Genomic DNA, 12,953 nt, shown 5'->3' with positions numbered 1-12,953 from the left:
CATAAAAAAGAAACCTTAATCCTGCCGCGGACATGACGTCCGCAGCGGATAAGGTTTCTCCATTGCTCCAACCGATTGCTATTTACTTTTCATAATGAATGATACAGGTCAACTATTAACGCTGTGTTATCTGATTGCAAAGATTATGTGAATTCACCCAGGGAGGCAAAACTTATACGATAAGCCGGATCTTCTTGTCTGGAAGAGGCTCCGCGCCTTTCCACAGCTCAGGGTTGGACGATGAGATGGCTGTTGCTCCATGGTTCAAACACTCCTCCGCCTGACTTTGCTCATACAATAGTCCCCCGGTAATAATAGGGATAGAGGTGAATGCTTTCACCTTGCCGATCATGTCGGGAATCCGGGCAGGCATCACTTCAATGATGTCAGGCTCGATTTGGCAGAGGCTCTTGGCGATATTGTCCAGCCCTTCGGTGTCGACGAGAAAGAAGCGTTGAATGGTGATCAAATCCATTTTCTTCGCGGTTTTCACCACATTGGTTTTCGTCGAAATAATGCCGGTCGGCTTGATGGCCTTCGCCAAATATTCGAGACCGTAGTTGTCCGTGCTGAGGCCGCCAATCTTATCGAGGTGCAGGAAGACCGGCAGCTGATGCTCCTTGAACACGTCGACATAGCCCTTCACGACACCGATGTGACCTGTTAACAGAAAGATGCCGCTTAATTGGCTGCGAAGCGACAGAGCGATTTCGATATGTCTCGGATCCTTGATGGAAGCGATTCTCCTGTGCGCAGCAAGGCCTTTGAAAAATGCGTCATGGTTCATTGGGTTCTTCATCTCTGCGGCCTCCTCGTATTATTTCTGTTGTGCAGCGGTCAACAAAGATACAACAATCTCGCGATCTGCGTCTGTCCCCCGGGCGTCAGGGTTATGGCTGAAATGCACCATATGCTGATGCAGCAGAGGGGCGTTCTCCAGAACGTCTGCGTCCGTAATATCTACTGCAGAGATTCGGATCTCCTCTTCAGCGAATTCCACGATCCGGAAGCCGTGTTGATCCAGACAGGCGGATAACTGCACGAAGGTCCAGTTGTTTTGCGCAACGATCGAATCCACATGCGTGTGACCGTTGAAATAGACGCCGACCCCTTTTTTCCGGTTCAAAATGCGCCACATGTCAATGCTCGGATGGATCGAGCCCTTCTCTCTTTCCGATCTTGCCGTTGTGTTATAGACGGGATGATGGCCGAAGACGAGGAGCGGCTTCGTTCCGGATGCCTCAACCATGCTTTCCAGCCACTGCAGCTGTTCTCCGTCGAGCCAGCCGCCCCAGTCTTCGAAGTCCAACTCTTTGGCCGTGTCGAGAAACACCAGCATCGCAGTCTCGGTGTCAATGGCATGATAACGCTGCTGGCCCGTAATCTCCAGCACTTCCCTTCTCGTCTGCCAATAGAGATCATGGTTGCCCAGCACATGGATAAACGTTCTATCCTCGCGCTGCAACAGCTTGTAAACCTCCTGCAGCTCCAAGGCTGATCCAAAATTCGTAAGGTCCCCAAGCGATATATGCAATTCTGCATCCATATCCAGAAAACGTCCCAGCAAGGTGTGATAGAAAGCTGTCCGCGCCTCCAGCAATCCCGGAACCGACTTATCGATTTCGTGATAATGCAAATCTCCCATCAGAACTAATCTCATCATTGCTCTCCTCCCGGCTTAACCAAATTTGTCATTACCTCCTTCATGGTATAGGCCAAGTATTGTGTGACCGTTAAATGGAGAAGTAGTTTTTGTAAAGCGGGGTTTCCTTATAGCATCCGTTACTGAAATTGCCTCGCATTCTTTGAAGCGGCGGGCGCGGCGCAACCGCTTCGACTTTGTTTAACCACTCGTCCTCCGACCGGTTCACAATTCGGGTAGCTCCGTTTCACTACGGTCTGGTACTTCTCCTCAAATCTCCAAAGAAAAAGAAGCAGGGTTTTATTTCGTTCCCTACTTCTCCTAAATTATTGTATGGTCTTTTGCCGTCAATCAATGTTCTCGCTTTATCTGCTTGTTTTACGACTCTTCCGGAACCACTCGGACTTGGGCTTGCGCGCCGGGATCGCCTTGGATTTCGCAGGTTTGGCAGCAACGGAAGCCGATGGTCCCCCGCCCTTTAAAGGCTGATTCGCAATCTGCATTCGATAAGGTTGGTCTTCGATTTCGGGAATGGTCTTACCGATCAATTTCTCAATGACCTTGAGATACGGAAGCTCCTCCGTTTCGCAGAAGGAAATCGCGGTCCCGCTTAGTCCTGCTCGGCCTGTACGGCCAATGCGATGAACATATGTTTCCGGAATATTAGGAAGGTTGAAGTTGATCACATGGGAAAGCTCATCAATATCGATTCCTCTTGCTGCGATATCCGTCGCTACCAGCACGCGCGTTACGCCGCTCTTGAAATTGCTGAGTGCAAGCTGGCGATTATTCTGAGATTTGTTGCCATGAATGGCCTCTGCGGAAATATCCGCATGTCTCAGTTCCTTTACAACACGGTCAGCGCTATGCTTGGTCCGGGTAAACACCAGTGCCGAAGCAATGGATTTATCTTGCAAAAGAAGATTCAATTGTTTTTGCTTGTTTTCCTTCGCGATCATATAAATGGATTGCTTTATCCGCTCCACAGACGCAGTTACCGGAATGATATTTACTTTCACTGGATTGACCAATAGCGATTTAACCATACTGGCTATTTCCGGCGGCATCGTTGCCGAGAAGAAAAGCGTCTGTCTTTTTTTAGGCATTTTCGCGATGATTTTCTTCACATCATGAATAAAGCCCATATCCAGCATTCTGTCGGCTTCATCAAGTACCAGTATTTGGACATATTGTAAGTCAATACATTTCTGATTCACTAAATCGTTGAGTCTGCCCGGAGTTGCAATAACAATGTCCGCACCTTGCTTTAGCGCCCGCTCCTGCGCTTTTTGTGAAACACCCCCAATAATAGCAGAACAGCGCAACTGGGTATATTGACTATAGGCTTGAATGTTGTCATAAATCTGAAGAGCAAGTTCTCTTGTTGGTGTTAAAATCAATGAGCGAATACGGCGCCCTGTATGAGGTTTATTGGGCTGTTCACTTAATAGCTGGACAATCGGAACGGCAAATGCGGCCGTCTTCCCCGTTCCAGTCTGAGCGCAGCCAAGTAAATCTCTGCCGGCTAATACAGCTGGAATCGCCTGTTCTTGTATAGGTGTCGGCGTCGTATAGTTCTCTTTGCTTAACGCGTTTAGAATCTCGGGTACAATATTCAATTCATTAAATGTCATTTTTCTCTCCTTAATTTTAAACGTCCCTTTATGTCATAACAAGTAATAGTAACACAGATTCCCGATTAACAGGGCTTTATTTAGATTTCTGGGCAGTTTTACTAATCTGATCGAAGACGTATACTTAAGTTATAACGGATTAGGAGGTTCAAACCTGTGAGCTATGAGACTTATTTTCAGAACATGAGAGAACAACATTTGGATGAGCTGAAGCAATTTCTAACCATACCGAGCATTTCCGCTTTGTCCGAACATAAGAAAGACATAAATGAGGCTGCGCAATGGATTGCTGCCAAATTAGAGAAGGCTGGTCTTGCGAATGTCAAGATCCACCCCACCGAAGGGCATCCGGTCGTATATGCCGAGCATATTCAGGCTCCAGGCAAACCGACGGTACTCATCTACGGTCATTATGATGTGCAGCCGGTTGATCCGCTTCACCTCTGGGAGACTCCTCCTTTCGAACCGGCCATCCGCGACGGCAAGTTATATGCCCGCGGTGCTACAGACGATAAAGGGCAGCTTTTCCTGCATGTGAAGGCAATTGAGGCGCTTCTAAGTCAAGAAAACGCGCTTCCGGTAAACGTGAAGTTTTGTATCGAGGGGGAAGAAGAAATTTCAAGCCCTAATCTGCCTGCCTTCATGAAAGCCAATGAGGACAAGCTGGCAACAGACGTCGTGCTTATTTCCGATACATCGCTTCTTGCCAAAGGAAAGCCTGCAATTTCCACGGGACTGCGCGGACTATGCTCGCTCGAAGTGACGGTAGCTACCGCCAATACAGATCTGCATTCGGGCACCTTCGGCGGCGGCGTTCCAAACGCGCTGCATGCACTGATCTCCCTGCTCGACTCTCTGCACGACGACAAAGGAAGAGTGGCGATCGATGGCTTCTATGAAGGAGTACCGGAGCTTTCCGCAGACATGCGCGAAGAATTCCTCAAGCAAAATCATAATGAAGAACAATTAAGAACGAATCTCGGTCTCGAAGCTTTGTATGGAGAAGAAGGCTATTCATTTGTTGAACGAACGGGTGCAAGACCAACTCTTGAGCTGAACGGCGTATATGGAGGGTTTCAAGGTGAGGGCACGAAAACCGTCATCCCAAAGGAAGCGCATGCCAAAATCACATGCCGGCTTGTCGGCGATCAGGATCCATCACAGGTATTAGATAAAATTGCAGCTCATCTGGAGTCGCATGTCGGGCCCGGAGCAAAGCTGGTTATTAAGCGCGGTGAACAAGCCCGTGCGTTCAACATGGATCCATCACATCCCATGCTTCAAAAGGCAGCTGACGCCTATGAACAAGTATACGGCACTCGCGCTCTGTTCACGAAGGATGGCGGATCGATCCCCATTGTCGAGACGTTCTCCCGCGTATTAAGGGCTCCCGTCGTGATGATGGGCTTCGGCCTCCCGGACGAAAATCTGCATGCTCCTAACGAGCATTTCAATCTGGAGAACTTCGACAAGGGACTGCTTACGATTGTTGCGTTCTTGAAACAGCTTTAAGCAAATAAAGGCAGAGAGCTTCGCAACCAATTGCGACGCTCTCCTGCCTATTTTAATGCATATATTTGCTGATTTAATTATAGGTCATCCATATCGTATTACCCAACACCTCAAAATTCTGCTTAAACCAAAAATTCCGTGATTTATCGATCGTATACACATACATACACGAAATCTGTTTTGTTTTTAATATCGATATAGAAGTCCTTTTCTTCAGGTAGATCCGAGATTTCCTTCTTACTCAATTCTGGCGCATGATAACCGGATTTTAATTCACTTAATGTGGTTTGCATTTCTTGATCGAAAGGTTTTACGGTAAATCGAAGGCATTTTCTATCCCCTTTTAGTATAAAGATGTTCTTCCTTGTATTATAAGCGATAGCGCATCGGCCATACCGACAAACATAAAGGGCGATGGCATATGAGGTTAAAAGACAATACGAGGCTGTGCCAGGCTTCATAAAAATCACTTTTTTCGGCTTAATTGAATAATAAAATCAAAAGGAGAAGTCCCTTGGGGTTTCTCCTTTTGATTTTGGTTTATTCACTATGCAAATTTTTCTGGCAGTGACTTAAGTATTTCTTCATATTGCAGAGCCACTGCCACTTCTAAAATATGTACGGGGTTTTGATGAGCATAAGCTAAAAGCAATTCTTTATTAAACTCGTCATCATTCATTTTCAAGCTTCTTTTTATCAATTCCATCATCGCTCTTTGATTGCGGAAATTAAGCTGCTCAATTTTTTCCATGGCTAATTCTATATCGCTTTGCATAGCTGCACTCCTAATGTCCGTAATTTTAGATTTATTATTATCGTAACTACTGTTTGCCGCGCTATGATGGATTTGGACAGTAACTCCTACGCTTTTTCACATCATAATAATTCGCGTTATTTCCATTTTTTCAGGGGGGATGTATTTAGAAACATCCCCACTTATCTAACATCCGCATTCTTCGCCAAACCTTATAGCACTCCCAATACCCCGCTTACATTAGCTAACAGCTACGGCTATATGGACATTCGCTCGGAGAGCGAAGCCGTCCACATTGGCCTGACCCTGCCGCTTCAGCTGCCGTCATTGTAATGGGCCTGTTTTGGTTCATACAATGAACGGCATACTTTAACTTTTTATAATGATGGAAGGGTTACATATTCAAAATAAGTAAGGGGCACAATGGAAATTGAATTGAAAAAGGAGGATGAGAAGATGTCCCGAGAAAAAAATCCCAACAAAAAGCATAGTCCTGGAAATAACAAGGACTCTGAAGTAGCCGGTTCGAAAAAATCCAAAAAATAAGAACACAAGAGGACGTTAGAAAAAATAAGACCGGCATTCATCCAAATGCCGGTTTTTAACTAAAAACAGAGCCATCTCCTGAATCCGAATGATAGGTTCATTTGAAATCCATTTCGTTTAATCTTATTTATTATTTAGATTCCTTAATACCATCGGCATTTTCTTTTCATCTTTCTTTGCTTCCTTTTCCTTTGACTTGTCATCAGGATTGCCTGATTTAAATCTTGCCGCATCCATTCCATCCATTATGTTCATATATAGACCTCCTTATTTACAGTTATCATCTCCTTAATTTAAATGTAAAATCGATTCCAAATGCTGGTTATAAGTTGAGCTAGCTCTCTGGTTAATCGGCATAAGCGGCTCGGCAAAGGTAGATTCCACGTTTGGACTTGAAAAGAAACCAATGACCTTTAACGTTTCGGAACCTATGTTTCGGACATTGTGGGGAACCATGGCAGGAATAAGCGCCAGTTCACCTTTTCTTATATGGTCCTTCTCGTGATCGAGAGTCACTTCCGCATGTCCTTCCAGAATGAGAATAATTTCTTCTGCACTGTCTGTATGAGTACCGGGACTATTGCCGGGCTCTAACTCAACCTAGCTTTTATTCCTGACCCGTTAATCAGAGCTTCCACTCGCCGGAAACCCGAAACTCCTCCACATACTTCCCGTAATCCCAGCCCGACAGAAACTTCCGGGCTGTCTCCTGCCCCGACTGGTATAGAAAATCCCGCTCTTCCGGACCCAGATCAAACTGGGTGGTCGACACTTTGCCCGTCGGGATAAATACGGTCCTTCTCCTGGAGTGCTTATCCACATGCCGCTGGTCATGAGCTTTCAGCATGGTCTGGAACATGGCTCGGAACATGGAGAAGGGACCGGAAATGTCATGAAAGGGGGTCCCCGCATGTTCTCCTAATAAGCGGAAGCCAAAGGTCGGCCAGCGCGGCATCCCCTCTACATCAAAAATCCAGATGGGATAATTGCTGAGAAGCCCGCCATCCAAAATATAATACGGCTTTCTTCTTAGCTTCGTTTTCAATCGGTACGGTTGAAAGAAATAAGGAATCGTCGTGCTCATCCGAACGGCGGCGGCGACCGGGAATTGGGATCGGGATATATGATAGCGCGGCAAGTCGTCCGGCAGAATTAACATCTTGCCGCTGCTGATGTCGGAAGCAATGATTTTCAGCTTTCCTTCCGGCAAATCGCCGAAGGTGGATACGCCTTTTCGTTTTAGCCAGTAAGTTAATTTATCTTCCAAAGGTGTGTTTAAATAGATGCCTGATTTAAAAAGAAGCGGAAGCGCTTTGCCTACAATGGGCAAATAATGCACCCATGTCCTGCCTAGCAGACGTGAGTAATCCAGCGTTTTCATGATATGCACTAATTCCCGGGAACTATATCCGCAGGCAAGAAGCGCTGCCACAACCGCCCCTGCGGATGTCCCGGCTAACCGTTCCCATTCGTACCCCTTTGCCTCCATCTCCTGTATGGCGCCAATAAAGGCAATCCCTCTTACCCCCCCACCCTCAAAAACGGCATCCGCTTTCATAGACGTCTCTCCTTTCAGCCTTCATAAGCTAAACGAACGTTCGATGGGTTTATATATAAATATTACTTTTTAATGAAATCATGTACGAAAAGGGAAGCATATCTTGTCATATATACGATTATACCTCTTCGGAGAGGAGAAGGAAGATGATCATCGGTGTTATTGGAGCGGGTGCCGTCGGGCTATATATAGCGTAACCGTCGGTGAAATTTTAGATAATGAGCATCTGAGAGCGACCGCTGAACAGACGTTGGGGAAGCAGCGAAGATCGGTATGGCATTGGGAATTCCTATCAAACAAGATCTAATCGATAAATTTTTTACGATAGCCGAATCGGCTAGAAATCATAAAACTTCGATGCTGCAGCACAGGGAACAAGGTAAAAAGATGGAGATCGAATCCCTTTATAAGGCTTTGCTGGCAATCAACAACGACCATGAAATAAGCTGACGCCGGTGAAATACCGGCGTCAGCTTTCGGTGTTCGGTTATGGCGTTTTCTTCGCCAGATTGGCGATCTCCTCTGCTGGGAGGGCGACTTCGTAAATACGCAATTCATCGATCAAACCTTTATATGGCGTATCCCACCAGTTTACTCCTAAGCTGAAGCTGCCGTCGGTCGTCGTGAATACATTCGGGAAGCCTGTCCCGGAAAACTTCTGAACGCCGTCGACATATACAACGATGCTGCCGTTATTCACCGTGAAAGCCAGATGCGACCATACGCCCGCTTTCACTTTCATGCCGGCTCCGGCATCGTACCAGGCCGTACCCGACCAAATCATCGTGTCATTATTGACCCATCCGTGTCCTCTCGGCAGAAGGCTCACCCAATTATTACCGTCTCTTGCGCCGAAGAAGGTTGTTGTGAAATCGGTAAGCTGCTCCGGATTGAGCCACAGGGAAACCGAGTACACGTTGCTGGAAATAAGTCCGTTTGGCAGGCGGATTCCGGAGGCTCCATCGAACGCCGCTGCTTGACCATTATTAACGCCGCCGGCGTAAGTAATAACGCCTCCTGTCTTATCGATCCTGTCGCCTGTAACGATACCTGCCCCTGCTTTGCCCAGGCTATCCGACAGGTTATTTTCAAAGGCATAGTGAGCAACAACGCCATTTATCGTTTGTTCCTTCACAACTACCGTAAAGTTTTTCACGGCTGCCGCGTCACCCTTCGTTATGGCCGCGGTCAATGTAACCGTTGCATTTCCGGTACCCGGCTCCGGACGGTTCACGACTCCGGCTTCCGATATAACGTCAGCATTCGAGGAACTCCATGTGATCGCAGTCTCCCTGGTACCTTCAGCAGGAAGTGCCAAATTGTTCGTGACGCTGCTTGTATCACCGAGGCTCAAATCATTTTGGACATCCATAACGATCTCCACATCCGATTTATCGGCCATCTTGCTGCCCCAGATTGCGACTCCTTGCTTCGATAAAGCCGTAAAGGTCATCACATAGCTTGCTGACGTTGGATCCCACTGGCGCAAGAATACGCCGTCGTATACGACACCATCCACCGTAAGCTCGGCCTTGTTATGTGCGGTTCTTTTCCAAGTGCCGCTTACATCGCCGGAGATCTTACTGTTTTTATTTAATGTGATAAATTGAGATTTTTTGATTGCCGCTGAGATATCTTTAGCATGATTAACGAATTGGTAATCGCCAACGACATCCTCCCGGTACACTTTATCGATCGTCTCGCCCGCATAGCGGTATGGCGCAACCACCGGCCAACCCTCACTGTTCATGAACATTTGGTGAACCCGAATTTCATGCTCCTCGCCGCGCTGCGGGAAACGCGTATGGAAGATTAGAAATTGCTTGCCTGTTTCCGGGTCATAGTAAGCTGAATTATGGCCTGGAGATACATAGCCGATACCGATTCCTGTCCCTGGATCACCAATCTTGCGGTCGAACAGGAAGCTGCCCATTAATTTCACGCCAAAAGGCTCGATGGACCGGTCATCAAATATAGGAAGAGCAGGGTCGGCTTTTACGTCAATCATTTCGTTGCCTTCCGCATCGTAATACGGTCCGTCCGGGTTTTCGGAGCGCGCGACTCGAATGTTATAACCGCCAACGGCATCAAGCCCCCCGAAGGAAAGATACATATAGTAGTAGGCTGTTTCCGGGCTGTAAAGGACATAGGCCCCTTCAATTCGGCTGTGATTGCCTCCGGTGAGTTTTTTTCCATAGCCTTGACCCGGCAGAGGCTTTCCTGTTGCAGCATCCATTTCCAATATGAAAATGCCGCCGGAATAGGAGCCGTACATCATCCACAGCTTTCCGTTCTTGTCAAAGAAGACATCCGGATCTACCGCATTGGGATGCTCTCTTGCATCATAAATGGTTCCGTCTTCACTAGGCTGCCCCCACATGCCGGACTTCAGAAGAATACCCAAATCTTTATAAGGCCCCTCGATGTGATCGGCAACGGCTACGCCGAGCGCAGATCTTGGGGAATCGCCTTTACAGGCATTGTAGTACATATAAAATCTGCCATCTTTCAGCTGGATGACATCGGCTGCCCATAACGTATCGGATTGTGCCCATGCGAACGTTTCTTTTAATTCTTCAACGACATTTTCGAATAGAGGATTGTTGACGTTTGCACCGGAAGCGACAAGATCCCATTTCATGAAATCCTTTGTTTTGGCTGCCGCCAAATGGGAGCCGAATACATAGTAGGTGTCATCCACTTTAATGACGGATGGGTCATGTACCGAAGCATCTCTAAATACAGGCATCGTATCCTGCTGTCCAACTGGTGCGTTTTTTACCTTTGCAATAGCCGGTAATGGCAGGATTAATGCAGCCAATAAGGTTGCCGCGATTAATTTTTGAATGATAGTAATATTCATGTTACTATTCTCCCTTCACATGGTTTGAAGCGCTTTCACGACACTGTGTGATTAATATATTCATTACCAGATTAACAATAACACAAATGATTCCGTGTGACAATAGAAAAAAAGCCCCACTCCTACGAGTGAAGCTTGATAAGAAATCGTATCGTTCAGTCCGCTGCCTGCTATTCCCCTGTAAAATGAGGAGCCCGCTTCTCGCGGAACGCTTCCAGCGCCTCCAACCGGTCTTTGGTCGGCAGGGTCGCTTCATAGGCTTCGAATTCTATATCCAATCCCGTTTGCAGATCGGTATTCCTGCCCCGGTCAATCGCGGCCTTCGCTTGATAGACAGCCAACGGAGCATTGGCGGCTATTTCAGCCGCTATCCGCCCGCACATCTTCTCAAGCTGCTCACGGTCCCCTGCAACGCCGTTCAACAGCCCCAGCTTATACGCTTGTTCCGCCGAAATTTTCCGGGCGGTCAGTATAAGCTCTTTCGCTTTGGACGTACCAAGGATACGCGGTAAACGCTGCGTGCCTCCCGCGCCAGGGATGATACCAAGACTGACCTCCGTAAGCCCCATCTGAGCCTCACGGATCGAATAACGGAAGTCGCAACATAACGCAAGCTCTATCCCTCCTCCGAATGCATAGCCGTTTATTGCCGCTATCGTAGGCTGCGGCAGCCGTTCAAGCGCGGAGAACACCTCTCTGGTCTTGTTGAGGTTTCGCCGGATCTGCTGTTCGTTCAGCGTACTGCGCTCCTTTAAATCCGCTCCCGCGCAGAAGGCCCGGCCTACGCCTTCTATGATCACCGTGCGAATATCGCGCGGACTTTGACCGATCGCATCCACGATTTCGCCAAGAGCTGCGAGCATGTCGTAGTTCAGGGCATTCAATTGCTCCGGGCGGTTGAGCCGGATATACCCCATATGTCCATGCCGCTCCCAGAGCACCGGCCTGTTCATGCTTACCACCTCCGCGCGAACGCCGCAGCGTATTTCCATAACGAGCCTGGGAGCCTCCCGGATTAGACCGGATAAACGGGATGCTTCCGCTCTGCAGCAGCACCGCTCCTCGAGGAGTAGGCTTCAAACCGGGCGATTAACTCGCTGCGCAAGGAGCCCGCGGGGATGATCCCGTCGATGACCATCTCGGAGGCGAGGCTGTATATGTCTATATCTTTATTGTATTCTTCCCGCTTGCCGGCGATGAAACCGGCTCTTTCCGGTTCCGGCAGCCCGGCAATTTTGTTCGCATACACAGCGTTTATCGCCGCTTCCGCCCCCATCACGGCAATTTGGGCGGTCGGCAAAGCCAGGCAGCAGTCGGGCTCGAACGCCGGTCCCGCCATGGCATATAAGCCTGCTCCGTAAGCTTTGCGGACAATAACGGATATTTTGGGCACCGAGGCTTCGGATACGGCGGCAATCATTTTCGCGCCATGCCGGATAATGCCCGCCTGTTCCACTCTTGTGCCAACCATAAAGCCGGGGACATCTGCCAGAAACAGCAGGGGAATGTGAAAGGCGTCGCATAAGCAAATGAATTTCGCCGCTTTGTCGGCGGAGTCGTGGAATAGAATCCCGCCCTTCACCCGCGGCTGATTGGCGATGATGCCAACCGGCCTCCCGGCGAATCGTCCTAATCCGGTAATGAGCTCCTTGGCGAACAGCTTTTTTATTTCAAAAAAAGAATCCTCGTCGATAATCCGTTCAATGAGGTCGTACATATCAAACGCCGTGTATTGGTTCCCGGGAATAAGGTCCTCCAGCGATTTTTCGAACCGGACAGCGGGCTTGGCGTCCCGGACTGCAGGCTGTTCCGATGCATTGGCGGGAAAATAAGCAAGATAGTCTCTGGCAAGAGCAATCGCTTCTTCTTCGCTGGAAGCGAGCACATCGCCGCAGCCGGATACGGAGCAGTGCATTTTAGCGCCGCCCAGCTGCTCCAGGGTTGCCTTCTCGCCTGTCACGATTTCCACGATCCGCGGGGATCCGAGATACATGGATGCATTTCCCTCGACCATAATTACAATGTCGCAAAATGCAGGTATATAGGCTCCTCCTGCCGCGGACGGACCGAATAAAATACAAATCTGCGGGATTTTTCCCGATAGCTTCACCTGATTGTAAAAAATTTTCCCTGCGCCCCGCCGCCCCGGGTACATCTCCACCTGATCCGTAATCCGCGCGCCCGCCGAATCGACCAGATAGAGCAGCGGCACCCGCATTTTATCTGCGGTTTCCTGCATGCGAATCATTTTCTCAACCGTCCTCGCTCCCCACGAACCGGCTTTGACTGTCGAATCGTTCGCAATCACACAAACCGTCTGTCCATTTATTTTTCCTATGGCCGTTACTACCCCGTCGGCCGGCAGTTCATCCTGGGCGCAGTTGGCGAAAAGGGCATCCTCGAGCTCGCATTCCGAATCGAACAGCAGCTTCAACCGGTCCCGG

11 protein-coding genes and 1 pseudogene are annotated in these 12,953 nt (G+C 48.5%); 2 read left to right on the top strand and 10 right to left on the bottom strand.

Annotated features, from left to right (window positions below; all coding sequences use genetic code 11):
• Window positions 1–172 precede the first annotated feature (172 nt).
• From L1N85_RS21355 to L1N85_RS21345, 3 genes are all read right to left on the bottom strand, one after another.
• Complete coding sequence (locus tag L1N85_RS21355; protein WP_235241077.1) at window positions 173–799, bottom strand: glycerol-3-phosphate responsive antiterminator; 627 nt, start codon at window positions 797–799, stop codon at window positions 173–175.
• A gap of 18 nt (window positions 800–817) precedes the next feature.
• Complete coding sequence (locus L1N85_RS21350; RefSeq protein ID WP_235241076.1) at window positions 818–1,663, bottom strand: metallophosphoesterase family protein; 846 nt, start codon at window positions 1,661–1,663, stop codon at window positions 818–820.
• A 344-nt stretch (window positions 1,664–2,007) separates the two neighbouring features.
• The gene (locus tag L1N85_RS21345) at window positions 2,008–3,276 is read right to left on the bottom strand and encodes a DEAD/DEAH box helicase (RefSeq protein WP_235241075.1); all 1,269 of its coding nucleotides are present in this window, start codon (window positions 3,274–3,276) and stop codon (window positions 2,008–2,010) included.
• Window positions 3,277–3,432: 156 nt separating this feature from the next.
• On the opposite strand from L1N85_RS21345, the gene L1N85_RS21340 reads away from it, so the two are divergent.
• Complete coding sequence (locus tag L1N85_RS21340; RefSeq protein ID WP_235241074.1) at window positions 3,433–4,788, top strand: dipeptidase; 1,356 nt, start codon at window positions 3,433–3,435, stop codon at window positions 4,786–4,788.
• Window positions 4,789–5,335: 547 nt separating this feature from the next.
• On the opposite strand, the gene L1N85_RS21335 is transcribed toward L1N85_RS21340, so the two are convergent.
• The 4 genes and pseudogenes from L1N85_RS21335 to L1N85_RS21330 form a co-directional block, all read right to left on the bottom strand.
• The gene (locus tag L1N85_RS21335) at window positions 5,336–5,563 is read right to left on the bottom strand and encodes a hypothetical protein (RefSeq protein WP_235241073.1); all 228 of its coding nucleotides are present in this window, start codon (window positions 5,561–5,563) and stop codon (window positions 5,336–5,338) included.
• A 648-nt stretch (window positions 5,564–6,211) separates the two neighbouring features.
• Entirely contained in the window at window positions 6,212–6,343 is a 132-nt protein-coding gene (locus tag L1N85_RS27370; RefSeq protein ID WP_268818410.1) for a hypothetical protein, read from the bottom strand.
• A 33-nt stretch (window positions 6,344–6,376) separates the two neighbouring features.
• Window positions 6,377–6,676: pseudogene (locus tag L1N85_RS28035) on the bottom strand (cupin domain-containing protein); the annotation flags it as partial.
• Window positions 6,677–6,713: 37 nt separating this feature from the next.
• Window positions 6,714–7,646 carry a patatin-like phospholipase family protein gene (locus L1N85_RS21330; protein WP_235241072.1) on the bottom strand — a complete coding sequence of 311 codons (933 nt, stop codon included), beginning with the start codon at window positions 7,644–7,646 and terminating at the stop codon, window positions 6,714–6,716.
• Between the two features lie 273 nt (window positions 7,647–7,919).
• Between L1N85_RS21330 and L1N85_RS21325 the strand changes: the two genes are divergently transcribed.
• A complete protein-coding gene (locus tag L1N85_RS21325) occupies window positions 7,920–8,096 on the top strand; it encodes a ketopantoate reductase family protein (RefSeq protein ID WP_235241070.1) in 177 nt (58 codons plus the stop codon).
• A gap of 37 nt (window positions 8,097–8,133) precedes the next feature.
• Here L1N85_RS21325 and L1N85_RS27710 read toward each other — a convergent pair whose 3' ends face one another.
• The 3 genes from L1N85_RS27710 to L1N85_RS21305 form a co-directional block, all read right to left on the bottom strand.
• Window positions 8,134–10,509 (bottom strand): family 43 glycosylhydrolase, encoded by a 2,376-nt coding sequence (locus L1N85_RS27710; protein ID WP_328285258.1) that lies wholly within the window; start codon window positions 10,507–10,509, stop codon window positions 8,134–8,136.
• Window positions 10,510–10,679: 170 nt separating this feature from the next.
• Entirely contained in the window at window positions 10,680–11,462 is a 783-nt protein-coding gene (locus tag L1N85_RS21310; RefSeq protein WP_235241068.1) for an enoyl-CoA hydratase-related protein, read from the bottom strand.
• Window positions 11,463–11,524: 62 nt separating this feature from the next.
• The coding region (locus L1N85_RS21305) for an acyl-CoA carboxylase subunit beta (RefSeq protein WP_235241067.1) at window positions 11,525–12,953 on the bottom strand (1,429 nt) is incomplete at its 5' end.

It is taken from the genome of Paenibacillus alkaliterrae, from assembly GCF_021532375.1.
GTDB classification, from domain to species: Bacteria; Bacillota; Bacilli; order Paenibacillales; family Paenibacillaceae; genus Pristimantibacillus; species Pristimantibacillus alkaliterrae.
This window is presented reverse-complemented; position numbering and strand designations above follow the sequence as displayed.

Excerpts from the sequence above, each read along its gene's own strand:
- L1N85_RS21355 (WP_235241077.1), bottom strand. The coding sequence starts at position 799 with ATGAAGAACCCAATGAACCATGACGCATTTTTCAAAGGCCTTGCTGCG.
- L1N85_RS21350 (WP_235241076.1), bottom strand. The coding sequence starts at position 1,663 with ATGATGAGATTAGTTCTGATGGGAGATTTGCATTATCACGAAATCGAT.
- L1N85_RS21345 (WP_235241075.1), bottom strand. The coding sequence starts at position 3,276 with ATGACATTTAATGAATTGAATATTGTACCCGAGATTCTAAACGCGTTA.
- L1N85_RS21335 (WP_235241073.1), bottom strand. The coding sequence starts at position 5,563 with ATGCAAAGCGATATAGAATTAGCCATGGAAAAAATTGAGCAGCTTAAT.
- L1N85_RS27370 (WP_268818410.1), bottom strand. The coding sequence starts at position 6,343 with ATGAACATAATGGATGGAATGGATGCGGCAAGATTTAAATCAGGCAAT.
- L1N85_RS21330 (WP_235241072.1), bottom strand. The coding sequence starts at position 7,646 with ATGAAAGCGGATGCCGTTTTTGAGGGTGGGGGGGTAAGAGGGATTGCC.
- L1N85_RS21325 (WP_235241070.1), top strand. The coding sequence starts at position 7,920 with ATGGCATTGGGAATTCCTATCAAACAAGATCTAATCGATAAATTTTTT.
- L1N85_RS27710 (WP_328285258.1), bottom strand. The coding sequence starts at position 10,509 with ATGAATATTACTATCATTCAAAAATTAATCGCGGCAACCTTATTGGCT.
- L1N85_RS21310 (WP_235241068.1), bottom strand. The coding sequence starts at position 11,462 with ATGAACAGGCCGGTGCTCTGGGAGCGGCATGGACATATGGGGTATATC.